General features: G+C 74.2%; 26 protein-coding genes. 13 read left to right on the plus strand and 13 right to left on the minus strand.

Features of this window, described 5'->3' with window-relative positions; all coding sequences use genetic code 11:
* Together ppgK and H9624_RS01180 are read right to left on the minus strand one after the other, a co-directional pair.
* The gene (gene ppgK, locus H9624_RS01175; protein ID WP_251838078.1) at positions 1-765 is read right to left on the minus strand and encodes a polyphosphate--glucose phosphotransferase; all 765 of its coding nucleotides are present in this window, start codon (positions 763-765) and stop codon (positions 1-3) included.
* 56 nt (positions 766-821) lie between these two features.
* The gene (locus tag H9624_RS01180; RefSeq protein WP_251838079.1) at positions 822-1,301 is read right to left on the minus strand and encodes a VOC family protein; all 480 of its coding nucleotides are present in this window, start codon (positions 1,299-1,301) and stop codon (positions 822-824) included.
* Positions 1,302-1,328: 27 nt separating this feature from the next.
* On the opposite strand from H9624_RS01180, the gene H9624_RS16765 reads away from it, so the two are divergent.
* A complete protein-coding gene (locus tag H9624_RS16765) occupies positions 1,329-2,180 on the plus strand; it encodes an AraC family transcriptional regulator (protein WP_251838080.1) in 852 nt (283 codons plus the stop codon).
* Positions 2,181-2,291: 111 nt separating this feature from the next.
* On the opposite strand, the gene map is transcribed toward H9624_RS16765, so the two are convergent.
* Positions 2,292-3,164: a type I methionyl aminopeptidase gene (map, locus tag H9624_RS01190; RefSeq protein WP_251838081.1), complete on the minus strand. Its 873-nt coding sequence runs from the start codon at positions 3,162-3,164 to the stop codon at positions 2,292-2,294.
* A 37-nt stretch (positions 3,165-3,201) separates the two neighbouring features.
* Between map and H9624_RS01195 the strand changes: the two genes are divergently transcribed.
* Positions 3,202-3,450 carry an SPOR domain-containing protein gene (locus tag H9624_RS01195; RefSeq protein ID WP_251838082.1) on the plus strand — a complete coding sequence of 83 codons (249 nt, stop codon included), beginning with the start codon at positions 3,202-3,204 and terminating at the stop codon, positions 3,448-3,450.
* Positions 3,451-3,561: 111 nt separating this feature from the next.
* Here the strand turns inward: H9624_RS01195 and panB are convergent, their stop codons facing one another.
* Both panB and H9624_RS01205 read right to left on the minus strand, forming a co-directional pair.
* Positions 3,562-4,425 (minus strand): 3-methyl-2-oxobutanoate hydroxymethyltransferase, encoded by an 864-nt coding sequence (gene panB / locus H9624_RS01200; RefSeq protein ID WP_286010651.1) that lies wholly within the window; start codon positions 4,423-4,425, stop codon positions 3,562-3,564.
* A gap of 85 nt (positions 4,426-4,510) precedes the next feature.
* Positions 4,511-4,906: a DUF2237 family protein gene (locus H9624_RS01205; protein WP_251838083.1), complete on the minus strand. Its 396-nt coding sequence runs from the start codon at positions 4,904-4,906 to the stop codon at positions 4,511-4,513.
* A gap of 105 nt (positions 4,907-5,011) precedes the next feature.
* On the opposite strand from H9624_RS01205, the gene H9624_RS01210 reads away from it, so the two are divergent.
* From H9624_RS01210 to H9624_RS01220, 3 genes are read left to right on the plus strand one after another with little or no spacing between them, the layout of a single operon-like run.
* Positions 5,012-5,782: a cyclase family protein gene (locus tag H9624_RS01210; protein ID WP_251838084.1), complete on the plus strand. Its 771-nt coding sequence runs from the start codon at positions 5,012-5,014 to the stop codon at positions 5,780-5,782.
* A 5-nt stretch (positions 5,783-5,787) separates the two neighbouring features.
* On the plus strand, positions 5,788-7,416 hold the full coding sequence (locus H9624_RS01215; RefSeq protein WP_251838966.1) for a thiamine pyrophosphate-binding protein: 1,629 nt from the start codon (positions 5,788-5,790) through the stop codon (positions 7,414-7,416).
* Between the two features lie 46 nt (positions 7,417-7,462).
* Positions 7,463-8,683 carry a M20 family metallopeptidase gene (locus H9624_RS01220; RefSeq protein ID WP_251838085.1) on the plus strand — a complete coding sequence of 407 codons (1,221 nt, stop codon included), beginning with the start codon at positions 7,463-7,465 and terminating at the stop codon, positions 8,681-8,683.
* On the opposite strand, the gene H9624_RS01225 is transcribed toward H9624_RS01220, so the two are convergent.
* On the minus strand, positions 8,659-9,081 hold the full coding sequence (locus H9624_RS01225) for a VOC family protein (protein ID WP_251838086.1): 423 nt from the start codon (positions 9,079-9,081) through the stop codon (positions 8,659-8,661). The two genes, H9624_RS01220 and H9624_RS01225, sit on opposite strands and share 25 nt — an antisense overlap.
* Positions 9,082-9,230: 149 nt before the next feature.
* Here H9624_RS01225 and H9624_RS01230 point away from each other — a divergent pair, with 149 nt between their 5' ends.
* Both H9624_RS01230 and H9624_RS01235 read left to right on the plus strand, forming a co-directional pair.
* Positions 9,231-9,692 carry a VOC family protein gene (locus H9624_RS01230; RefSeq protein WP_286010728.1) on the plus strand — a complete coding sequence of 154 codons (462 nt, stop codon included), beginning with the start codon at positions 9,231-9,233 and terminating at the stop codon, positions 9,690-9,692.
* Between the two features lie 74 nt (positions 9,693-9,766).
* On the plus strand, positions 9,767-10,804 hold the full coding sequence (locus H9624_RS01235; protein WP_251838088.1) for a sigma-70 family RNA polymerase sigma factor: 1,038 nt from the start codon (positions 9,767-9,769) through the stop codon (positions 10,802-10,804).
* Between the two features lie 316 nt (positions 10,805-11,120).
* Here the strand turns inward: H9624_RS01235 and H9624_RS01240 are convergent, their stop codons facing one another.
* Positions 11,121-11,459 carry a YnfA family protein gene (locus tag H9624_RS01240; protein ID WP_251838089.1) on the minus strand — a complete coding sequence of 113 codons (339 nt, stop codon included), beginning with the start codon at positions 11,457-11,459 and terminating at the stop codon, positions 11,121-11,123.
* 3 nt (positions 11,460-11,462) lie between these two features.
* Positions 11,463-12,305 (minus strand): SMP-30/gluconolactonase/LRE family protein, encoded by an 843-nt coding sequence (locus tag H9624_RS01245; protein WP_251838090.1) that lies wholly within the window; start codon positions 12,303-12,305, stop codon positions 11,463-11,465.
* Between the two features lie 67 nt (positions 12,306-12,372).
* Between H9624_RS01245 and H9624_RS01250 the strand changes: the two genes are divergently transcribed.
* The 4 genes from H9624_RS01250 to H9624_RS01265 all read left to right on the plus strand — a co-directional run bounded on the left by H9624_RS01250 (position 12,373) and on the right by H9624_RS01265 (position 16,154).
* Complete coding sequence (locus H9624_RS01250; protein ID WP_251838091.1) at positions 12,373-13,623, plus strand: MFS transporter; 1,251 nt, start codon at positions 12,373-12,375, stop codon at positions 13,621-13,623.
* A 205-nt stretch (positions 13,624-13,828) separates the two neighbouring features.
* Positions 13,829-14,446, plus strand: a complete 618-nt coding sequence (locus H9624_RS01255) for an alpha/beta hydrolase family protein (RefSeq protein WP_251838092.1) — start codon at positions 13,829-13,831, stop codon at positions 14,444-14,446.
* A gap of 58 nt (positions 14,447-14,504) precedes the next feature.
* Entirely contained in the window at positions 14,505-15,173 is a 669-nt protein-coding gene (locus H9624_RS01260) for a DsbA family oxidoreductase (RefSeq protein ID WP_251838093.1), read from the plus strand.
* A 27-nt stretch (positions 15,174-15,200) separates the two neighbouring features.
* Positions 15,201-16,154: a TIGR03557 family F420-dependent LLM class oxidoreductase gene (locus H9624_RS01265; protein ID WP_251838094.1), complete on the plus strand. Its 954-nt coding sequence runs from the start codon at positions 15,201-15,203 to the stop codon at positions 16,152-16,154.
* A gap of 162 nt (positions 16,155-16,316) precedes the next feature.
* Here H9624_RS01265 and H9624_RS01270 read toward each other — a convergent pair whose 3' ends face one another.
* A complete protein-coding gene (locus H9624_RS01270) occupies positions 16,317-16,793 on the minus strand; it encodes a hypothetical protein (RefSeq protein WP_251838095.1) in 477 nt (158 codons plus the stop codon).
* A gap of 104 nt (positions 16,794-16,897) precedes the next feature.
* On the minus strand, positions 16,898-18,748 hold the full coding sequence (locus H9624_RS16770; RefSeq protein WP_251838096.1) for a stealth family protein: 1,851 nt from the start codon (positions 18,746-18,748) through the stop codon (positions 16,898-16,900).
* Between the two features lie 357 nt (positions 18,749-19,105).
* Between H9624_RS16770 and H9624_RS01280 the strand changes: the two genes are divergently transcribed.
* Entirely contained in the window at positions 19,106-19,957 is an 852-nt protein-coding gene (locus H9624_RS01280) for a cytochrome b/b6 domain-containing protein (protein WP_251838097.1), read from the plus strand.
* On the opposite strand, the gene H9624_RS01285 is transcribed toward H9624_RS01280, so the two are convergent.
* Complete coding sequence (locus tag H9624_RS01285; protein ID WP_251838098.1) at positions 19,947-20,594, minus strand: VOC family protein; 648 nt, start codon at positions 20,592-20,594, stop codon at positions 19,947-19,949. The two genes, H9624_RS01280 and H9624_RS01285, sit on opposite strands and share 11 nt — an antisense overlap.
* A gap of 34 nt (positions 20,595-20,628) precedes the next feature.
* Here H9624_RS01285 and H9624_RS01290 point away from each other — a divergent pair, with 34 nt between their 5' ends.
* The gene (locus tag H9624_RS01290) at positions 20,629-21,321 is read left to right on the plus strand and encodes an SDR family oxidoreductase (RefSeq protein WP_251838099.1); all 693 of its coding nucleotides are present in this window, start codon (positions 20,629-20,631) and stop codon (positions 21,319-21,321) included.
* Here H9624_RS01290 and H9624_RS01295 read toward each other — a convergent pair.
* Both H9624_RS01295 and H9624_RS01300 read right to left on the minus strand, forming a co-directional pair.
* Positions 21,302-22,276, minus strand: a complete 975-nt coding sequence (locus tag H9624_RS01295; RefSeq protein WP_251838100.1) for an ABC transporter substrate-binding protein — start codon at positions 22,274-22,276, stop codon at positions 21,302-21,304. The genes H9624_RS01290 and H9624_RS01295 overlap by 20 nt on opposite strands.
* 12 nt (positions 22,277-22,288) lie before the next feature.
* Positions 22,289-23,095 carry an ABC transporter ATP-binding protein gene (locus H9624_RS01300; RefSeq protein ID WP_251838101.1) on the minus strand — a complete coding sequence of 269 codons (807 nt, stop codon included), beginning with the start codon at positions 23,093-23,095 and terminating at the stop codon, positions 22,289-22,291.
* Position 23,096: the final 1 nt, after the last annotated feature.

Consider the following 23,096-nt stretch of genomic DNA (forward strand, 5'->3'; position numbering starts at 1 on the left):
TCAGCGGTGGTTCGCGGCCGCGAGAGCGGCGGCGCCGACGATCCCGGCCTGGTTGCGCAGCGCGGCCGGCACGATCGGCGCCTGGAGCTCGAGCAGGGGGAGGAACTGGTCGGACTTCTTGCTCACGCCGCCCCCGACGACGATGAGGTCGGGGGAGAAGAGCATCTCGATCGTCTCGAAGTAGCGTTGCAGGCGCTTGGCCCACTTCGCCCACGACAGGTCCTCGCGCTCGCGGGCGGAGTCGGCGGCCCGGCTCTCGGCGTCGTGCCCGTCGATCTCCAGGTGCCCGAGCTCGGTGTTGGGCACGAGGGTGCCGTCGACGATGAGGACCGAGCCGATCCCGGTGCCGAGGGTGGCGACGAAGACGACGCCGTCCACCCCCTTGGCCGCGCCGTAGACGGCCTCGGCGTACCCGGCGGCGTCGGCGTCGTTGACGGCGACGACGCGGCGGCCGATCGCCTCGCTCATGAGCGCGGGCACGTCCACGCCCTGCCACGACTGGTGGAGGTTGGCGATGAACGGCACGACGCCGTGCTTGATCGGGGCGGGGAAGGTGAGGCCGATCGGCACGTCGGGGGCGAGGTCGAAGCCGGCGACGAGCTCCTCGACGACGGCGGCCACGGCCTTGGGTGTCGACTTGGCCGGCGTGGGGATGCGCACCCGGTCGCCGATGAGCTCACCGGCGGCGAGGTCGACGGGCGCGCCCTTGATCCCGGACCCGCCGATGTCGATGCCGAAGGCGGTGGGCGTGCTGGGCGTGGGCATCTCGACTGCTCCGGGGGTCGACGGCGGGAGGCGGTTCGGAGCCTACCGCCAGGCCGTCACGCCGGCTGGTCGAGCGAGGCGCGCCACGCGTCCAGCCCCTGCTGGACCTCCTCGTCCGTGCGGTGCTCCACGCGCGTCATGAGCGTCCACCGCACGCCGTAGGGGTCCTGGACGGAGGCGAAGCGGTCCCCGGTCACCGCGAAGTCCGCCGCCTCCTCCCGCACGCGTGCCCCGCGCTCGCGGGCCAGGGCCAGCGCGGCGTCGACGTCGGGGACGTAGACGGCGAGGGAGAAGCTCGCGTCGTCGCTGCCGGGGTCGCCGGCGACGGCGTGGAACTGCGGGTTGGGGTCCATGACCGTCATCCGGCCGTGGCCGAGGTCGAGCTCGCAGTGCCACACCGAGCCGTCCGGCCCGTCCATGCGGGTGACGACCCGCGCGCCGAGGACGGCGCGGTAGAAGTCGATCGCCTCGTTCGCCGGGGAGACGACGACGAGCGGGCTGAGGGAGGTGTAGCCCTCCGGGAGGTGTGTGCTCATGCCCCCAGCCTCCCTAGAGTGCTGCGCGTGGGGCTTGAAGATCCGCGCCAGGGTGGCGACGGCGCCGTGCTGTGGCCGGCGGCGGGCACGGACGTGTTCGACACCGGCCGCCTGCCCCTGCCGGCGCCGCTCGACGAGGTCGCCGCCTACTACTGGTGGGTGACGTGGCGCCGCGCGGAGCGGGTGCCGTTCCGGCAGCAGGTGCTGTCCCACCCGGTCACCCACCTCACGGTCGAGGCCGCCGAGGGCGGCGTGCTCCACGGCCTGCCCGTCCCCGCCGCGCTCGTCCACGGCCTCGTCACCCGGGTGTTCACCGTCGACCTGCCCGTTGCCGGCCGCGTGGCCGGGATCGCGTTCCACCCCGGCGGGCTGGCCGCCCTGCTCGGGCGCGGCGTCGGCGACCTCACCGACGCGGTCGTGCCCGCGGGGGAGGTGCTGGGCGACGTCGTCGGCCCCCTCACCCGCGACGTGCTCGGCGAGGACGACGACGGCGCCCGCCGCGACGTCGTCGTCGGCCACCTGTCCGGGGTGCTCGCGCCACGGCTCGACGCGGTGCGCGCCGACGAGGGCTACCGCACGGTGCGCGAGGCGGTGGCGCTCATGCGGCACCGGGAGCACGTGACGCTCGCGCCGGTGGCCGCGGAGCTGCACGTGTCGGTCCGCACGCTGCAGCGGCTCTTCGCCCGGTACGTCGGTGCTTCCCCGCTGTGGGTGCTGCGCCGCCACCGGCTGCAGGACGCCGTCGCTGCTCTCGACGCGGGGGAGGGGCAGGACCTCGCGGCGCTCGCGGCCTCCCTGGGCTTCGCCGACCACGCGCACCTCACGCGGGCCTTCACCGCCGTCGTCGGCGTCCCGCCCTCGCGCTACCGCAGCGGGTAGGGCGGCCCGGCGTCCGCCCCGCCGTCTGGGACGCACATCCGGTCCACCGAAGGGTGGCGGGAGGTGCGTCCAGGGGACCGGAGGGGCGTCCCAGGCGAAGGGGGAGCGGGACTACGGCAGGGTGAGGATCTCGGCGCCGTCGTCCGTCACCAGGACCATGTGCTCGAACTGGGCGGTGCGGCCGCGGTCGGTGGTGACGGCGGTCCAGCCGTCGTCCCACAGGTCCCACTCGGGGGAGCCGAGGGTGAGCATGGGCTCGATGGTGAAGACCATGCCCGGCTCCATGACCTCGTTGTGCTCGGGAGCGGCGTCGTAGTGCGGGACGATGAGCCCGGAGTGGAAGGCACGGCCCACGCCGTGGCCGGTGAACTCCCGGACCACGCCGTAGTCGAAGCGCTTGGCATAGGCCTCGATGACGCGGCCGATGACGTTGATCTCGCGGCCGGGCTTGACGGCCCGGATGCCGCGCTCCATCGCCTTGCGGGTGCGCTCGACGAGCAGGCGGGACTCCTCGTCGACGTCGCCGACGAGGAAGGTCGCGCTGTTGTCGCCGTGGACGCCCTCGCGGAAGAGGGTGATGTCGACGTTGACGATGTCCCCGTCCTTGAGCACGGTGCTGTCGGGGATGCCGTGGCACACGACCTCGTTGACCGAGGTGCACAGACCCTTGGGGAAGCCGCGGTAGCCGAGGGACGAGGGGTAGGCGCCGTGCTCGAGGGCGAACTCGTGACCGATGAGGTCGAGCTCGTCGGTGGTGATGCCGGGGCGGACGGCGGCACCGACGTGCGCCAGCGCCTGGGCGGCGAGGCGGGCGGTGCGGCGGATGCGCTCGACGGTCTCGGCGTCGTTGACCTCGCTGCCCGTGAAGGGCTCGGGCTCGGGCCGGTCGACGTACTCGGGGTGCTCGACGGAGGTGGGGACCGGCCGCCGCGGGGAGATCGTTCCGGGTGTCAGGGTGCCCAGCGGGGCGCGATCGGCAAGCATGGGACGAGTCTACGTACGGCCCGACGAAGGAGGCGCCATGGCCAGTGTCAACGAGCCCGCGGAGGACCGCGAGGACCGCATCGAGAAGGTGACCAAGCCGCACGACCTCGGTGAGTACTACCTCAACACCCGCACCGGGGAGATCGAGGAGGGCAAGGTGTCCGGCTCGCTCAACCGCATGGGCCCCTACCCCTCGCGCGAGGCGGCGGCGGAGGCCTACGAGAACGCCGCGAACCGCAACGAGGCCTGGGACGAGGCCGACAAGGCCTGGAACGACGACGAGTAGCGCCGCCCCGCGCGTCGCCGCCCGCTGAGCTCCCCGGTTCTCCTCCGAGCTCCCGCCTCGCAGCGGGTCTCGCCGAGGGGAACCGGGGAGCTCACGTCCGTCGGCGTGCCGCTACTCGGCGAAGGTGTGCTCCGGGCCGGGGAAGGTGCGCTCGCGCACGGCCCCGGCGTAGGTGCGGGTCGCGGTGTACAGCGCCGCCCCGACGTCCCCGAACTTGCGGGCGAAGCGCGGCGCCCACGCCGTCATGCCGGCCATGTCGGTCCACACGAGGACCTGGCCGTCGCAGCCCGGTCCCGCGCCGATCCCGATCGTGGGGATGTGGAGCACCTCGGTGGCGCGCTCGGCCACCGGGGCGGGCACCATCTCGAGGACGACGGCGACGGCGCCGGCCTCCTGGAGGGCGACGGCGTCCTGGACGAGCCGCTCGGCGGCCTCGTCGCCGCGGCCCTGGACCCGCGCGCCGCCGAGGCTGTTCTCCGACTGCGGCGTGAAGCCGAGGTGGCCGACGACGGGGATCCCGGACTGGGACAGCAGGCGCACGTGCTCGGCGATCCGCTCCCCGCCCTCGAGCTTGACGGCGTGCACCCCGCCCTCCTTGAGCATCCGCGCCGCCGAGGCGAAGGCGTGCTGCGGGGAGGCCTCGTAGGAGCCGAAGGGCAGGTCGGCGACGACCATCGCGCGGTGCGCGGCACCGGTGACGGCGCGCGCGGCGGGGATCATCTCGTCGAGCGTCACGGGGATCGTCCCGTGCAGGCCGAGCATGGTGTTCCCGATGGAGTCCCCGACGAGGAGCATGTCGATGCCGGCCTCGTCGAAGATCCGCCCGGTGACGGCGTCGTAGGCGGTGAGCATGGTGATCGGCTCACCGCGCTCCTTCATCTGCGCGAGGTGGTGGACGCGCACCCGCTTCGGCACGGGCACGCCGCCCGGCGTGCCGCTCGCGGCGGGGGTGGAGGCTGGGGTCTGCTCGCTCATCGTCGTTCGTTCTCCAGGTGGGTGTACCGGTGCCCCGACCCTACGCGCCCCGCACCCGCGCGGCCCCACGCACGGCCGGCCGCGGTCAGCCCCCGGTGAGGGGACCGGGGTCGTCGGGGACGTCGACGGCGTGCTTGAGCAGGGCGAGACGGTCGACCACCTCCAGGGCCCGTTCGTGCGTCGCGGCGAGCACGACGGGTGCCGCCGTCCCGGCCCGGTAGGACTGCAGCCAGCGGGCGGCCATGACGCACCAGCGCATGCCGGGCTCGAGGCCGGGGAAGGCGAGCTCCGGGCGCGCGGTGACGAGGTCGTTGCCGAGCTGCCGCTGGTGCTCGAGGAACTCGGCGCTGACGACGACGCACACGCTGTGACCGCCGGGGTGGCCGGCGCTCGGCACGCAGCTGCCCGTCCGGTAGTACCCGGTCACCGGGTCCGTCCCGCACTCCTCGAGCGGTCCGCCCAGGACGTTGCGCTCCGTCATGCCTCGATGATGGCAGGACGGCGGTCCGCGGGCAGGGCACTCACCGTCGTGCGTCCTGTGCCAGGATCACCGTGGACCCGGCCCGACCGTCGAAGGAGACCTCCCATGCCCGTCCTCACCGACCTGCTCGCCGCGCTGCGGACCGGCGCGGTGGAGGTCGTCGACCTCACCGCGCCCCTCACCTCGCAGACGCCGATCCTCGAGCTGCCCGAGCAGTTCGGCCAGACCGCGCGCTTCGAGCTCGAGGAGATCTCCCGCTACGACGACCGCGGGCCGGCCTGGTACTGGAACAACTTCCGCACCGGCGAGCACACCGGCACCCACTTCGACGCCCCCAACCACTGGGCCAGCGGCCGGGACCTCGCCGACATCGCCTCGGTGCCCGTCGGGGCGCTCGTCGCGCCCGCCGTCGTCCTCGACGTCACCGCGCAGGTGGCCGCCGACCCCGACTTCCTCATCGAGCGCGAGCACATCGACGCCCTCGTCGCCGAGCACGGCCCGCTGCCCGAGGGCGGCTGGCTGCTGTGCCGCACCGGCTGGTCGGCGCGCACGAGCCAGGAGGACATGATCAACCGCGCCGACGACGGCCCCCACAGCCCCGGCATGTCCGTCGAGGCGGCGCGGTGGGTCGCGGAGGAGAGCCCGCTGCAGGGCATCGGGGTGGAGACCGTCGGGACGGACGCCGGCGCGGCGGGCGGCTTCGACCCGCTCTTCCCGTGCCACCACTTCCTCCTCGGCAACGGGAAGTACGGGCTGTCCCAGCTGCGCAACCTCGACCGGCTGCCGGTGACCGGCGCGATGGTCGTCGCGTCCCCGCTCAAGATCGAGGGCGGGTCCGGGTCTCCCACGCGCGTCCTCGCGCTCGTCGAGCACTAGCCGTGGTGCGCGTAGCGGAGGTCGTCGGACGGACGCTCGTGGCGTGCGGGGTCGACCACGTCTTCGGCGTCGTCGGCTCGGGCAACTTCCACGTGACCGGCGCGATGATCGACGCCGGTGCCCGGTTCGTCGCGGCGCGGCACGAGGGCGGGGCGGCGACGATGGCCGACGGCTACGCGCGCACGGCCGGGGCTCCCGCGGCGCTCACCGTCCACCAGGGCTGCGGGCTGACGAACGCGCTCACCGGCATCGCCGAGGCGGCCAAGTCCCGCACCCCGCTCGTCGTCCTCGCCCCCGAGGCCGTCACGCTCACCTCGAACTTCCACGTCGACCAGGAGGCGCTCGCCTACGCCGTCGGCGCGGTGCCGCTGCGCATCACCGACCCGGCCACGGCCGCGGAGGAGACGGCCGCCGCCGTCGCCATGGCGTGCCACGAGCGCCGCACCGTCGTGCTCAACCTGCCGCTCGTCGTCCTGGACGCGGAGGTCGAGGAGACCCCGCTGCCCGGGCCGAGCGTCCCACCGCCCGCCCGGGCCGTCGCCCAGGGCGACCTCGAGCGCCTCACCGCCGCCGTGCGGGCCGCGCGCCGGCCGGTGTTCGTCGCCGGGCGCGGCGCCCGCTCCGGGCCGGCCCGTGACACGCTCGTCGCGCTCGCCGACACGTCCGGCGCGCTGCTGGCGACCTCCGCCGTCGCCAAGGGGCTCTTCCACGACCAGCCGTGGTCCCTCGACGTCTCCGGCGGCTTCTCCTCCCCGCTCGCCGCCGAGCTCATCGCCGGCGCGGACCTCGTCGTCGGCTGGGGCTGCGCGCTGAACATGTGGACGATGCGCCACGGGCGCCTCATCGGGCCGGGCGCCACCGTCGTCCAGGTCGACGACACCCCCGAGGCGTTGGGCATGCACCGCGAGCTGAGCTTCGGCGTCGTCGGGGACGTCGCGGCCACCGCCCGCGGGGTCGAGCGGCTCCTCGGCAGCCACCGCAGCGAGGGCTACCGCAGCGAGGAGCTGCGCGAGCGTCTCGACACCGGGCTGCGGTGGCGCGACGTGCCGTACACCGACACCTCCGACGGCGAGCGGATCGACCCGCGCACCCTCACCTCCGCGCTGGACGACCTCCTGCCGTGCGACCGCGTCGTCGCCGTCGACTCCGGCAACTTCATGGGCTACCCGGCGATGTACCTCGAGGTCCCCGACGAGGAGGGCTTCTGTTTCACCCAGGCCTTCCAGTCCATCGGCCTGGGCCTGGCGACGGCGATCGGTGCCGCCCTCGCCCGCCCCGACCGGCTGCCCGTCGCGGCCCTCGGGGACGGCGGGGCCCTCATGGGGGCCGCCGAGCTCGACACGGTGCGCCGCCTGGGGCTGCCGATGGTCGTCGTCGTCTACAACGACGACGCCTACGGCGCCGAGGTCCACCACTTCACCGGTGAGGACCACGCGACGGTCACCTTCCCGCCCACGGACATCGCCGCCGTCGGCGCCGGCTACGGCTTCGAGGCGGTGACGGTGCGCGGGGTCGAGGACCTCGCGGCGGTCCGCGCCTGGGTCGACGGGCCGCGGGACCGGCCGCTGCTCATCGACGCGAAGGTCGTCGCCGACGAGCCCGCGTGGTGGCTGGCGGAGGCCTTCGGGCACTGACGCCGGCCGTGGGACGATTGGCGCACCCACGTCAGCAGGAGGACCGATGGATCGCGCAGAGCTCGCGACGTCCGGCGGCACGCGCGCCGCGATCGCCCAGGCCGTCACCCGCCACGCGGAGGCCGTGGTCTCCCTGAGCCGCGAGATCCACGAGTGGCCCGAGCAGGCCTTCACCGAGCACCGGGCGGCCGGGGCCATCACCGCACTCCTCTCCCGCGAGGGCTTCACCGTGAGGCACGGGGTGGCCGAGATGCCCACCGCCTTCACCGCCACCACGGGGCAGGGGCCGCTCACCGTCGCGCTCTGCGTCGAGTACGACGCCCTGCCGAACGTGGGCCACGCCTGCGGGCACAACCTCATCGCGGGCGCCGGCGTGGCCGCCGCGCTCGCCCTGCAGCCCGTGGCGGCCGAGCTGGGGCTGCGCGTCGTCGTCGTCGGCACCCCCGCCGAGGAGCACGGGGGCGGGAAGGTGCTGCTCCTCGAGCGCGGCGTCCTCGACGACGTCGACCTCGCCCTCATGATTCATGCCCTGCCCGCCGGCCACGGCTTCAACCCGCAGGGCACGACGACGCAGGCCGTGGGCCGCTACCGTGCCACCTTCAGCGGGCGCGGCTCCCACGCGGCCGCCGCGCCGCACCGCGGGATCAACGCGGCCGACGCCGCCGTCGTCGCGCAGGTGGCGATCGGGCTGCTGCGCCAGCAGATCCCCGGCGACCACCGCGTCGCCGCCGTCGTCGCGCACGGCGGGGACGCGACGAACATCATCCCCGAGACCGTCATCGTCGACTTCGAGTGCCGCGCCTTCACCATGCCCGAGTACGAGAGCCTGCTCGAGCGGGTGCGCCGCTGCTTCGAGGCCGGGGCGCTCGCCACCGGCGCGACCCTCCAGATCGCGCCCACCGAGCCGGTCTACGAGCCCCTCGTCCACGACGACGTCCTGTGCCGCCACTGGGCGGGCGCACTCGAGACGATCGGCTACGACGCCACCCCGGGCAGCGGACCGCGCGGCGGGTCCACCGACATGGGCAACGTCTCGCGCGTCATCCCCTCGATCCACCCGTGGGTCAGCCTGCCGAACACCGAGGCCCCCATCCACACCGCCGACTTCGCCCGCGCCGCCGACGAGGACGCCGCCTACGACACCATGCTCGACGCCGGGACGGCGATGGCCCTGACCGTCGCCTCCGTGGCGGCGTCGCAGGAGGACGTCGCCGCGCTGCGCGCGCGTCGCGCCGAGCTCGCTCAGGCGGCCGCCGGAGCCATGTAGAGCACCTCCCAGATGTGGCCGTCGGGGTCGGTGACGGCCGCGCCGTACATCTCCTCGCCCTCCGGGCCGGCCATCTCCGTCGGCTGCACCGGGTAGGTGTGCCGGGCGCCGCCGTGGGCGAGGGCCGCCGCGACGAAGGCGTCGGCCTCCTCGCGGGTCTCCATCGACAGGCAGCTGATGAGCTGGGTGGTCGCGCGGGGGTCGGCGATGGGCGTGGTGACGAAGTCGGCGAAGCGGCTGTGGTCCAGCGCCATGACGAAGATCGTGGGGGAGACGACGACGCACAGGCAGTGCTCGTCGGAGTACGTCTCCTCGACCGCGAAGCCCAGGCCCGTGTAGAAGCGGCGCGTCGCCGCGAGGTCCCGAACGGGCAGGTTGACGAAGATCATGCGGTCCATGGCGGTGTCCTCCTCGGCGGGCGGCACCGTGCCGCCTCACCCATGACCGACCCCGGCCGCCCCCGGAACTCGTCTCGGGCGCCGGCGATGAGTTCCGCCGTCGTCGCCGGTCGGTAGCGGGGAGGAGAGAGGAGCACCCCGTGCCCGAGATGAGTACCTGCCTGTGGTTCGACACCGAGGCCCTGGAGGCCGCGGAGCTGTACGTGTCCGTCTTCCCCCGCTCGGAGGTCCTCGAGGTCGTGCGCTGGGACGAGAACAACCTCGAGCTCACCGGGCAGCCGCTGTCGGTCACCTTCCGGCTCGACGGGCGCGACTTCGTCGCCCTCAACGGCGGCCCCGGACGGCCCTTCACCGAGGCGGTCTCCATCATGGTCGGCTGCGCGGACCAGGCGGAGGTCGACCACTACTGGTCGCGCCTGCTCGCGGGCGGGGGCCGGGAGTCGAGGTGCGGCTGGCTCGCCGACCGCTACGGGCTGTCGTGGCAGATCGTGCCCACCCGGCTGCTCGAGCTCATGAACGACCCCGACCCCGCACGCGCCGGCCGGGTGGCCGCCGCGATGATGCAGATGGTCAAGATCGACCTCGCGGAGATCGAGCGGGCGGCCGCATGAGCACCGTCGTCGGCACCCGTCGGACAAGGCCCGGAGGGGTGACAGCCGCCGACGGCGGGCTCTACCGTCGGGGGATGGCCGCCTCACAGACCGAGCAGCCGACGACGGCGCTCGCCGACGCGCCGCCGCAGCGCCCCGCCGCCACGGCGGGGGACGTCGCGGAGCTGCTCGAGCCGCTGCGCCGCGAGATCCTCGCGCACTGCTACCGGATGACCGGCTCGGTGCACGACGCCGAGGACCTCGTGCAGGAGACCTACCTGCGGGCCTGGCGGGCCTACCACGGCTTCGAGAACCGCTCCTCACTGCGGACCTGGGTGTTCCGCATCGCGACGAACGCCTGCCTCACCCACCTCGAGGGCCGCAAGCGCCGCCCGCTGCCCACCGGCCTGGGCGCGCCGGCCGCCGACCCGCACGAGCGGCCGCTGCCGGAGGCCGGCGTCTCGTGGCTCGAGCCGATGCCCGACGACCTCCTGTGGTCCCAGGGCCAGCCCGACCCCGCCGCGCAGGCGGTGAGCCGCGACAGCGTCCGGCTCGCCTTCGTCGCCGCGCTCCAGCACCTCACCGCCCAGCAGCGCGCCGTGCTCCTCCTGCGCGACGTGCTCGCGTGGCGCGCGCGGGAGGTCGCCGGGGCGCTGGACCTCACCGTGGCCGGGGTCAACTCCACCCTGCAGCGGGCGCGCGCCCGCCTCGCGGACGTCGACCCGGAGGAGCCGCCGCGGCTGCCCGACGACGAGCGCCGCCGGGCCCTGCTGCGCGCCTACGTCGCGGCCTTCGAGGCCTACGACGTCGCCGCGATCGTCGACCTCCTCGCCGCCGACGTCGTGTGGGAGATGCCGCCCTACCCCGAGTGGTACCGCGGTGCGGGGGCGGTGGGCACGCTCATCAGCCGGTGGTGCCCCGCCCAGCGCGCCGGCGACATGCGGATGCTGCCGACCTCCGCGAACGGCGAGCCCGTCCTCGCCCTCTACATGCGCGAGGACGACGGCGTGCACCGCGCCTTCCAGCTCCAGCACGTCGTGCCCACCTCGGACGGTGTGGCCCGGGTGACCGCCTTCTTCGGCCCCGAGCTCTTCGCCCACTTCGCCCTCCCGCCGGAGCTGCCCCCGAGGTAGGGGACGGCGTTGCCGCCCCGGGACGCCCCACGCCCGGCGGCTCCTGCCGCGATCACCTCCACCTCCTCTGGTTCGGACCTCCGGTACTCCGGAGGCGTGCCGGAGGTGCGTCGAGATGCCCGGAGGGGCGAACCAGGCGGGGGGATGGGGATAGCCGGGGGTCCTCGACTCCCTCCAGGTGATGCGCCGCCACCTCACCGACGGGAGACGTGTGCGGGAGACGTCAGATTGACCCACCAGGTGGATCAATCTGACGTCCCGCGACGAGGTCCCCTCCTGCGGGTGAGCGACCGGTTCTCGTCGGCTGGTCGCGGGCTCAGCCGGCGGTGCGCGGGGCGTACATGATGACGGCGACGCCGGCGAGGCACAGGAGCGCGCCGGTGACGTCCCAGCGGTCGGGGCGGAAGCCGTCGACGACCATGCCCCACACGAGCGAGCCCGCGACGAACACCCCGCCGTACGCCGCGAGGATCCGCCCGAAGTTCGCGTCCGGCTGCAGGGCGGCGAAGAAGCCGTAGATCCCCAGCGCCACGACGCCCGCGCCGATCCACACCCACCCGCGGTGCTCGCGCACGCCCTGCCAGATGAGCCAGGCGCCGCCGATCTCGAAGAGCGCGGCGCCGCCGAAGAGCGCGACCGAGCGCAGCAGGTCCACGGCTCAGCCCGTGAAGGGCAGGACCGGCAGCCCGGGCACGTCCACCGCGGCGGCGTAGACCGAGCCGGCGCCCGGGGTGTCGTCGCCCTCGCGTGAGGTCGTGACGAACAGGTCGGTGAGGCTCGGCCCGCCGAGGGTGCAGGCGGTGACGCCGGGGACCGGCACCTCGACCGTCTCGAGCAGCTCACCGTCGGGGGAGTAGCGGCGCACCTGGCCGGCGCCGTTCATCGCCACCCAGAACGTGCCCTGGGAGTCGACGACGAGACCGTCACCCACGCCGTCGTCGTCCTGGAAGGAGACGAGCGGACGGCGCCCGCTCAGCACCCCGCCGTCGACGTCGAACACGTCGATGCGGCCCGGGCCGCTGTCGGCGTAGTAGGCGAGGGTGTGGTCGGGGGAGAAGCCGAGGCCGTTGGAGACCGAGACGGGGTCGAGGACGACCTCCGTGCCGCCGTCGGGCATGACGCGGTAGAGGCGCCCGCCGTCGTCCGAGCCGTCCCACGCCATCGAGCCGACGTAGAGGCTGCCGTCCGGGGCGGCGCCGCCCTCGTTCATCCGCTCGTTCTCACGGTCGGTGAGCCGGATCGAGCGGGTGGGCTCGGCGGTGACGTCGTCGGCCAGGGCGATGCCCTTCTCGGTGGCGACGACGTAGCCCCCGTTCGCGCGCGGGCGCACCATGGCGGCGACCTTGCCGACGGTGATCCGGTCGACCTCGCCGTCGTCGCGCAGGGTGAGGACCCCGCCGGCCAGCATGTCGACGAAGCGCAGCCCGCCCCACTCGAGGGACCACACCGGCCCCTCGCCGTGGAAGGTGACGACGTCGGTGATCCGCTCCACGTTTCGCATGCCGCCAGTCTTCCCGACACCGCCGCCCTTGTCAGGGCGTGCCCACGCCAGGGGCTACCGTGGCGCGGTGAAGCACCGCCTGCTCGACGTCCGCCCGCTGCGCGTGAGCCCGGCGTACCGGCGGCTGTGGCTGGGGACCTCGCTGTCCGCGGTGGGCGGGCAGATCGCGTCGGTGGCCGTCCTCTTCCAGGTCTGGGAGATGACGCACAGCCCGGTGTGGACCGGCGCGGTGGGACTCGCCCGGGCGGTGCCGCTCGTCCTGCTCGGGCTCGTGGGCGGGGCCCTCGCCGACTCCGTGGACCGCCGCGTGCTCGTGCGGTGGACGATGCTCGCCCAGCTTGTCGCCGCCCTCGGCCTCGCCGCCCAGGCGCTGCTGCGCGTGGACTCCCTCGGCCTCCTGCTCCTCCTCGTCGCCACCCAGGCGGGCTTCGGGGCGCTCGGTGCCCCGGCCCAGCGCACCTTCCCGGTCCGGCTGCTCGGCCGCGAGCTCGTCGCCGCCGGGATCGCGCTCCAGCACCTGAGCTTCCAGGCCGCGATGCTCGTGGGGCCGGCGCTCGCCGGTGTGGTCCTCGGGCAGTGGGGGCTGACCCCGGCCTACCTCGTCCAGGCGGTCGCCTCGCTCGCCGCGCTCTACGCCGTCGTGCGGCTGCCCGCGATGCCGCCCACCGGGGCGCCGAGCGGACGCGGGCCGCGCGCCGTCGTCGAGGGGATGCGGTACATCGCTCGCAGCCGGGTGGTGAGCGGCCTGTACGTCACCGACCTCGTCGCCACCCTGCTCGCCATGCCGATCGCCCTGTTCCCCGTCATCAACGAGGAGCGCTTCGGCGGGAACCCGGAGACGCTCGGCCTCTTCCTCAGCGCGGTCGCGGTCGGTGGCGTGCTCGCCGGCTTCGCCTCCGGCACCGTCACCCGCTCCGACCGGCCCGGCGCCGTCCAGCTGTGGGCGGCCGGGACGTGGGGCGCGGCGCTGGCGGTCTTCGGGATGGTGGGGCCGCTGTGGTCGGCGCTCGCGGCGCTCGTCGTCGCGGGAGCGGCCGACACGGTCTCGGTCATCTCCCGTGGCGCTGCGGTCCAGCTCGCGACGCCGGACAGCCACCGTGGGCGGGTGACCTCGGTCGAGCACGTCATCGGCGTGGCCGGGCCGGAGATCGGCAACTTCCGCGCGGGCGTCGTCGCCGGGGCCACGAGCGCGGCCTTCGCCGCGACGTTGGGCGGGCTCGCGTGTCTCGTCGGGATCGTCGTCGTCGCCGCGACCAACCGCGAGCTGCGCCGCTTCCGCATCAGCCGCGACATCCCCACCCCCGACGACGCCGCATAGCGTCCCCGCCTCGGGGCGAGTTGGCCCCGCCCACTTTCGCCGAGAGCGGGATTTCTCCAGGGCAGGGTCGCGGAAGAATCCGGCTGTCGGCGGAGGGGTGGTACTCCGTTTGCGCAGAGAGCTGGATCTCTCCAGGGCAGGGTCGCGGAGGAATCCGGCTGTCGGCGCATGTGGTGGCGGGTCGGCGCGCGCCTACGATCGGACGGTGAGCGGCGAGACCCTCGAGATCGAGACGACGCACGGGCCGGCGCGGGTGCACCTGCACGGCGCCCCGGGCGCCCGCGGACTGCTCGTGCTCGGGCACGGTGCCGGGGGCGGGGTCGAGGCACCGGACCTGCGCACCGCGACCACGGTCGCGACCGGGCTCGGGTGGGGCGTCGCACTCGTCGAGCAGCCCTACCGGGTGGCCGGCCGCCGGGCGCCCGCGCCCGCGAAGCAGCTCGACGCCGCATGGACCGACGTCGTCCACCACCTGCTCGCCGGCCCCGGCGCGGGTCTCCCGCTCGTCCTCGGCGGCCGCTCCTCGGGTGCGCGGGTCGCGTGCCGCACGGCCCTGCCGCTCGGCGCCGTCGGCGTCCTGTGCCTGGCCTTCCCGCTCCAGCCGCCGGGGAAGGCGGAGCGGCCCAGCCGGCTTCCCGAGCTCGACGGCGCGGGCGTGCCCACCCTCGTCGTCCAGGGCGAGCGTGACGCCTTTGGGGTGCCGCCGGAAGGACCCGGCCGGAGCGTCGTCGTCGTCGCCGGGGACCACAGCCTGAAGAAGGACCAGCCCGCCATCGGCGAGGCCGTCCGCACCTGGCTCACCGGGCTCGCGCCGTCGGCGTGAGATGCCCGCTCGCCCGCCTCGGGTGAGACTCGTCGGGAAGCCGACGGAAGGACGTGCCATGCCCATCCACGTGGAGCCGGGGACGATCGTGCTCTACTCCGACGTCGCCTGCGGGTGGGCCACCCTGGCCCTGCACCGCTTCTACGCGGCCCGCGCCGAGGCGGGGCTGGAGGAGGAGGTGCGGGTGGACCACCGCCTCTTCCTCCTCGAGGACGTCAACGCCTTTCCGCTGCCGCTCGACTTCGTCTCCGGCGAGGTACCGGTCTTCGCCGATCTCGCCCCCGACTTCGGCTTCCGGACGTGGCAGGGCAAGGAGTCGGAGTGGCCCGTCACCACCCTGCTCGCCAACGAGGCCGTCCACGCCGCGAAGGCGCAGGGCCCCGCCGCCTCGGAGGAGCTCGACCTCGCGCTGCGGCGGGCGCTGTTCGCCGAGAGCCGCACGGTGAGCATGCTCCACGAGATCCTCGACGTCGCCGGCTCCTGCCCCTCCGTGGACGCCCACGCGCTGCGGGAGGCGCTCGACGACGGCCGCGCGCGCGGGCCGATGATGCGCGACTACCGCACCCACCGCGAGGACGTGCAGGGCAGCCCGCACTTCTTCCTCGCCGACGGCAGCGACGTCCACAACCCCGGCATCGAGTTCCACCTCGAGGACGAGGTCCCCGTCGTCGACAGCGACGACACCGGCGCCATGGCCGCGCTCGTGCGGCGCGCCGCCGGCCATTGACCAGCCCGAACCGTGAAGGAGACCGTCATGAAGCTCGGCTACAAGCTCGCCGCCGAGGCCTACGGGCCGCAGGAGCTCATCCGCCAGGCCGTCCGCGCCGAGGAGGTGGGCTACGACTTCGTCGAGATCAGCGACCACTTCCACCCGTGGCTCGACAACCAGGGCCACAGCCCCTTCGCCTGGTCGGTCCTCGCCGCCATCGCCGCGCGCACCGAGCGCATCGGCCTCGTCACCGGCGTCACCTGCCCGACCTTCCGCTACCACCCGGCCGTGATCGCGCAGGCCGCGGCGACGACGGCGCTCATCTCCGAGGGCCGCTTCACCCTCGGCCTGGGCTCGGGGGAGCGGCTCAACGAGCACGTCGTCGGCAAGCCGTGGCCCTCCGCGACGGAGCGCCAGGCCATGCTGCGCGAGGCGCTGGAGATCATCCGGCTGCTGTGGCAGGGCGGCTACCAGAGCTACGACGGGCGCTACCTCCAGCTCGAGGACGCGCGCATCTTCGACCTGCCCGAGGAGCTGCCGCGCATCGCCGTCGCCGGTGGCGGTCCGCAGGCGGCGCGCCTCGCCGGGGAGCTCGCCGACGGGCTCTTCGTCACCGAGCCCGACCCCTCGCTCGTCGAGGCCTTCCGCGACGCCGGCGGGGACGGCCCGCTCTACGCCGAGGCGCCGCTCGCCTACGCCGCCACCGAGGACGAGGCCGCCGCGCACGCGTTGGAGACCAGCCGCTGGGCGCTCACCGGCTGGAAGGTGATGTCCGAGCTGCCCAACCCGGTGAACTTCGACGCCGCCGCGGCGACGGTCCGCGAGGAGGACGTGCGCGAGCAGTTCGCCTGCGGTCCCGACGTCGAGCGGCACCTCGCGACGATCCGGCAGTTCACCGACGCGGGCTACGACCACGTCGTCGCGATGAACGTCGGCCCGGACCCGGACGCGTTCCTCGACTTCTTCGGCTCCGAGCTGCGGCCGCGCCTGCTGGGCTGAGGGGGACGCCGGCGCGGGGCGGCCGGGGTCCGTCGGCGGGAGGTGTCGCTGAGCCGCACCGAAGTCCGCGACACGCCCGCGACACGCCGGGACAGGTGTCGCTCAGGACGCGTGCCGCGGGCTTCGGTGCAGATCAGCAGCACTCGCGACGGCGGTGGGCCCTCAGGGCTCGACGTCGTCCGCGTCCTCGTCCCCGGCGCCGGTGAGCACGCGCTCACCCAGTGCCGTCTCGAGGCTCTCGAGGAGGAGGTAGACGACGCCGGCGAGGAAGGGTGCCAGTGCCCACACGGCCGGGTGGGACAGGAGCGTGCCGGCGAGCCAGGTCGCCCCGAGACCGCCGAGGACCGACACGAGGTTGAGGCTCGTGCCGACGGCCAGGACGTTGCTGCGGTGCTGCGGCATCGGCCGCCGGAAGCCGCGGGAGAGCACCGCCTCGAGCAGGGTGAAGGACAGCACCGCGCCGGTGGCGAAGAGGAAGATCGTCCCGACGTCCGGGGTGCCCTCGGTCACCTGGAGCATCCCGAAGCTCACGGTGACGAGGATCGAGAAGCCGAAGGTCGTACTCTCCCGGCCCACCGTGCTCCGCAGCCCGCGCACGACCGTGCTGCTGCTCCGCCCGTCCTCGTCGTCCTTCGCCATCCCGCGCTCCCTCCCGTCGACCGCTGCGAATGACGGCAGGCTCGCACCGATCACGCCGTGCCGCCCGCCGGCCGCACCGGACGTGGGGAGGACCGTCGGACGGGCTAGGCGACCCGCGCCGTCGTCAGCGGCCGCTCGAGCGGGGAGCCGCCGCCCACGGGGAGCTCGAAGCTGCTCGGCACCGGGAAGTACCGCTCGAGGAAGTCGCCGAGGAGCTCGCCCCGGCCCACCTCACCGACGGCGGGGGAGTCGTTGAGGCAGAAGACGTCGAACTCGCGGCGCCGCAGCAGCCGGCGCAGCCGCGCGGCGGCCCGCGGGTGGGCGAGGTCGAGGTAGAGGTACGCCAGGCGCCCCGGCACGGACCTGCCCAGCGCGTAGGCGTAGTAGTGGTGCAGCGCCGAGCTGATCGACAGGTCGTCCGGGTGGCGGAAGGTCGAGGCCGCGACCTGGGCGAACAGCGCGGGGTGCTCGGCCTCCATGTGCTGGAGCACCGAGCGCAGCTGGGGGTGGGGCGTGTGCTGGAACAGGTGGGTCACCCGCCGGCCGAAGACCTCGGCGATGAGGGCGCGGTTGTTCTTCGCCGCGCTCGTCACGGGGGAGTCGTCGGGCTGGTGCCCGCGCGCGTCCATGAGGGCGGAGGAGGTGAAGAACGTCGCCAGGCCGTTGCCCTGGAAGAACAGGCTCGGCGACACGGGCCGGCCGAAGAACACGTCGTCGTTGAGGTAGAGGTACTGCTCGGCGAGGCCCGGGATGTGGTGCAGCTGGGACTCGATGGCGTGGGAGTTGAACACCGGCAGGACGCCCGGGTCGGTGAAGATGTCGCGGTGGTCCACGACGCGCAGCCGGGGGTGGTCGGTGTCGAGCCAGTCCGGCACCTGCCCGGCCGTGACGACGTGGACGCGGCGCACCCACGGGGCGAACATCTCGAGCGAGCGCAGGGAGTAGCGCAGCTCGTCCTGCGAGCGGAACCGCGCCGTGTGCGTCGCCTCGGGGGTGTGCCGCTGGTCGGCGGGCACCCCGAGGGCGGCGAGCCGCGCGGCGTTCCACTCCGGGTCCTCACCGTCCACCCACGTGTAGACGACGTCGATCGGGCCGGTGGGCTCGAGCAGGTGCGGCAGCGGGCCGACGTCGACCGACCCGGTCTCGGTGGCCTGCCGCCACTGCGCGGCGTTCAGGTGCGTGGTCCAGGTCTGGCGCCGCGGTGCGACGAGGGTGCCGTGGGTCTCCGAGGGGAGCTCGCCGGGCCCGGTGGGCGTGGAGACCGCCTCCGGCCACGTCTCGACGTCGACACCCACCTCGGGCCCCATGAGCGGGCGTGCCGGCCCTGGGACGTCGCGGAAGACCCGGAACCCGTCACGGGTGGCCACGGCGCGGGCGAGGCGGCGGGTACGGAGGGCGCGGGGACGGGCCCCGCGCGCGTCGAGCGGCACGACGCGCCAGGTGCCGTCCAGGCCGGCGGCGAGGGCGGCGACGGCCCGGGCACGGTCGCTGCGGCGGACGACGACGGCGGCCGGCTTGCCCGCACCCGCGGGCATGACGGTCGCGCCGACCCCGGCCGCGCGCAGCACCGCGAGCACTCGTTCGCGGCGCGCGGCCTCCTCGGTCGCGCTGTCGTAGCGGCCGACGTCGGCCGGCCCGTCGGCGCGGCCGCGCGCCGCCACGGGGGCGAGGGGACGCGCGTCCGGGCCGGGGCGGCGGCCGAGCGTCTGGACCCGGGCGACCCGGCGCGCGAGCCCGGCGCCCAGGCGCCGAGGGAGGGCGGAGACGACGCGGCTGCCGAGCACCGCGGCCCGGTCACGGGCGCGCTCCCGGCGCGAGACGGTGTCGCGGTAGAGCAGCAGCTCGTTCCCGACGGCGTCCACGGTGCGCTTGAGCTCGTGGGCGCCGGGACGGCCGTGGTCCTCCACGACGAAGGACGGGTCGAGTCCGGCGAGCGCTCGAGTACGTCGGGGCACGGGAACCGCCTCTCTTGTTGTCGGTGCGCGCGGTGAGCTCGGCCCGTCGGGCGTGCTCGAACCGCGGCGCGGTGGGGGGCCGGGCGGTGGTTCCGCGCGGGACGCCGGGCGACCGCGCGCTCCTTGCGCTGCGGGTCCGCTCCGTGCCGGCCGTCGCCGGCAGGTACCGGCGGGGAAAGGGTCAGTATAGCCCCACGGACTGGTCATCCCTCGGTACGGCGTCGTCGTCCGGGAGGAGCGTCGTGCTGCCCGTAGGCTGTGGGGCGGGCTCGGGAGCCCGTGGCCGGTCAGTCGTGGAATGGGTGAGGCATGTCGTCAAAGGGTGCTGCGCGCAGCCGGGGTCAGCAGCTGGCGTGGATGGTTCCGACGGCGCTGGTGGCGCTCGTCGTCGTCGTGCTCGTCGCGCGGTGGCTGCGTGAGGTGCCGGCGGTGACCGGCTTCGTCACCGACTACCCGGGCACCACCGAGCTGCCGGAGACGGCGCCGGTCGGGCTGCCCGCGTGGGTGGGCTGGCAGCACTTCCTCAACGCCTTCCTCCTCGTCTTCATCGTCCGCAGCGGCTGGCTCATCCGCACCACCCAGCGCCCCAAGGGCCACTGGCAGCCGAAGAAGGCCGCCCGCGGGAAGAAGCCGGTGCGCATCAGCCTCAACCTGTGGCTCCACCTCGCCGCGGACCTCCTGTGGGTGCTCAACGGCCTCGTCTTCGTCGTCCTCATCGTCGTCACGGGCCACTGGATGCGGCTCGTCCCGACGAGCTGGGACGTCTTCCCGAACGCCCTGTCCGTCGGCATCCAGTACCTCTCCCTGGACTGGCCGGCCCACGGCAGCTGGGTCAGCTACAACGCCCTGCAGGTGCTGTCCTACTTCGTCACCGTCTTCGTCGCCGCGCCGCTCGCCCTCGTCACGGGGCTGCGGATGTCGCCGGTGTGGCCGGCGAGCTGGCGCTTCGTGCCGATGAGCCTGGCCCGCGCGCTGCACTTCCCGCTCATGGTCTACTTCGTCGCCTTCACCGTCGTCCACGTGACGCTCGTGCTCGCCACGGACGCGCAGGGCAACCTCAACCACATGTTCGCGGCCCGCAACGACGGCAGCTGGCTGGGCCTCGTCTACTTCGGCATCGCCCTCGCGCTCATGGTGGCGGCCTGGGTGGTGGCCAAGCCGGTCTTCACCCAGCCCGTCGCCGCGCTCACCGGGAAGGTCACGCGGTAGCGAGGACCACCCGGCCGCGCGGGGTGTCGAGGACCGCGCGCAGCGCGACCCTCGGCCCGGCGGTCACCGTCAGCGGCGCGCCGAGCGCCGCGAGCATGCGGGTCGCCGCGGCGACGTCCGGGGCCTCGGCCGAGAGGTCGAGCAGGGTGAGCGCCGGCAGCCCGCCCTGCGCGGGGTGCGGCGTGTCGCGCCAGTCGATGAGGAAGGGGCGGATGCCGCCGGCGCCGGGCGTCATCCGCCAGCGCAGCAGCCGTCCGTCCGGCGTCGTGCGCTCGGTGGCCCGCACCTCGCCGACGTCCACACCCGCGGCCGCAGCGTCGCGGACCGTCTCGTCGAGGTCCGCCGGGCGGACGGCCCACGTGTGCAGCGAGGGCTCACGCACGTGCCCGACGCCGAGACCCACCCGGTCCGCGGGCAGGCCCTGCTCCGGGTCGGGCCCGATGAGCTCGAGGTAGGTCCGGCGCGGGCCGGTCGTGCCCGGCACGTCGAGGGCGAGGAGGTGGTTGGCGGTGCCCAGCCCCGGGTGGGCGCCGCCGCGCACGGCCTCGACGCCGGTGAGCCCGGCGAGGTGGGCGACCCCGTCGGCGAGGTCGGGGACGGCCCACAGGAGGTGGTCGAGGGTGGCGGGGACGGTCATGGTTCTCCTCCGGTCGTGCGTAGGCTGCTCATCGATGACTCCTGATCCTGCCCGTCGTGTCCTGGTCACCGGCGCCGCGCGCGGCATCGGCCGCGCCGTCGCCGAGGCCCTCACCGACCACGAGCTCGTGCTGACCGTACGCCGCGACGAGGACGTCGCGCGCCTCGCGACGGAGCTGCCGGACGCCCGGGTCCTCCTCCTCGACCTCGCCGACGCGTCCGCCATCGCCGAGCGGGTCGCCGGGACCGAGGTGGACGCCGTCGTGCACTGCGCGGGCGTCGAGGGGGTGGCCCCGGCCGCGGAGCTCGACCCGGACCGGCTCGCGGCGGTCCTGGCCGCGAACCTCGCCGGACCGGTCGAGCTCACCCGCGTGCTGCTGCCGGGGCTGCGCCGCCGCGGTGGGCACGTCGTGTTCGTCAGCTCCACCGCGGTGCTCGGCGCCTTCCCGGGCTGGGCCGCCTACGCGGCGTCCAAGGCCGCGCTGCGCGCGTACGCGGACACGCTGCGGGTGGAGGAGCCCGGTGTCCGGGTCACCAGCGTCCTGCCCGGCCGGACCGACACGGGGATGCAGCGCCGCATCCACGAGCAGGCCGGCCGGGACTTCGACCCGGCGACGGCGATGGCGGCGGCCAGCGTGGCCGCCGCCATCCGGTCGGTGCTCACGGCGCCCGGGGACGTCGAGATCCCCGAGCTCGTCCTCACCCCGTTCACCCCTCCGGGCGGATGAAGATCTCCTCGTAGTTCGGCTCCTCGCTGATCATCCCGTGCTCGACCGCGGCCGCGGCGATCACCTTGACGCTCTCCTCGTCGAGCCCGGGGGCGAAGACGTGGAGGTTCGTCTGGTCGACGAGCTCGGCGTCGATCTGGAGGTTCTCGACGATCGTCTCGCGCACCCGGTCGGGGTTCTCCGTGGCGAACTCGTTCGAGCGGTCCATCGCGCGCTGGAACGCCGCGACGACCTCCGGGTTCGCCTCCGCGAAGGCCCCGCTGGTGATGTAGTAGCCGATCGTCGTGTCCGGGAAGGACTCGACGAAGTTCGAGATGAGCGGGGTGAACCCCCGGCTCTCGGAGATCGCCCGGTGCGGCTCGACCGACCAGATCGCGTCGACGTCCCCGCGCTCGAGCGCGGCCGGCATGTCGGAGTAGTTCATCGGGGTGAACTCGACGGCCGAGGTGTCCACGCCGTTGTTCTCCAGGGCCACCTCGATCGTGAGGTCACCGAGGTTGTTCACGGAGTTCACCGCGATGTTCGCGCCCGCGAGGCCGGCGACGTCGGTGATCTCGCTGTCGGGCAGGACGAAGATGCGGGACGTGTCCGCCTCCGGGTCCGCTCCCACGGCGCAGCAGTTGGCGACGAACTTGACGTCGAGCCCCTGGTCGATGGCCTGGAGGTCGCTCACGGCGTTCGCGTAGCCGATGGGGCTCTCCTGGTTGACGACGGAGGGCACGATGGCCGAGCCGGCCTCGGCGATGCGGACCTCGACGTCCAGGCCCTCCTCCTCGAAGAAGCCCTCCGCGACGCCGAGGTGCAGCGGGCCGGCGTCCATCGTCGTGATCTGCATGACGGTGAGCGGGGTGAGGCCGTCCTCGCCGGCCTCGAGCTCGTCCCCGCCGCCGCCGCACGCGGCGAGGAGCAGGGCGGTGGTCGCCGCCAGGGCGAGGGTGGTCGTGCGCGCTCTCATGGTGTTCCTCCGTCAGATGACGTACTCGGGGCTGGTGGGTCCGTCCACGTCACGCACGCGGTTGCGGATCTCGGCGAAGACCTCGGAGCGCAGCTGGCTGAAGCGCGGCAGCTCCTTGGTGGCGATCTGGTCCCGCTCGCGCGGCAGGTCGATGTCGACGACCGTCGTGATGCGGCTCGGGGACTTGGACACGACAGCGACGCGGTCGCTGAGGTAGACGGACTCGTCGACGTCGTGGGTGACGAAGACGACCGTCATGCCGAACTCCTCGCGGAGCGTGAGGACGAGGTCCTCGAGGTCCGCGCGGGTCTGGGCGTCGACCGACGCGAAGGGCTCGTCCATGACGAGCACCTCGGGCTGGTAGGCGATGGCGCGGGCGATGGCCGCGCGCTGCTGCATGCCGCCGGAGAGCTCACCGGGGTGCTTGCGGGCGGCGTCCCCGAGCCCGACGTCGGCGAGCGCCCGGGCGGTGCGCTCGGCGATCTCCGCCTTGGCCAGGCCCTGGGCCCGCAGCGGGAGGGCGACGTTCTTCTCCACGCTGTACCAGGGCAGCAGCGAGCGCGAGTAGTCCTGGAGGACGACGGCGAACTCGCGCGGCACGCCGCTCACCGCGCGTCCCTGGTACTCGACGGTCCCGGACGTGGGCTCGAGCAGGCCGGTGAGGCAGCGCAGCAGCGTCGTCTTGCCCGCCCCCGAGGGGCCGACGATCGTGAAGAACTCGCCGGCGGCGACGTCGAAGGTGATGTCGTCCAGGGCGCGGAAGGAGCCGTAGTCCTTGGCGAGCCGGTCGACGTGGAGGATCGGTGGTGTCTGTGTCATC

The sequence above is a fragment of the Oceanitalea stevensii genome (assembly GCF_014837105.1).
GTDB classification, from domain to species: domain Bacteria; phylum Actinomycetota; class Actinomycetes; order Actinomycetales; family Actinomycetaceae; genus Oceanitalea; species Oceanitalea stevensii.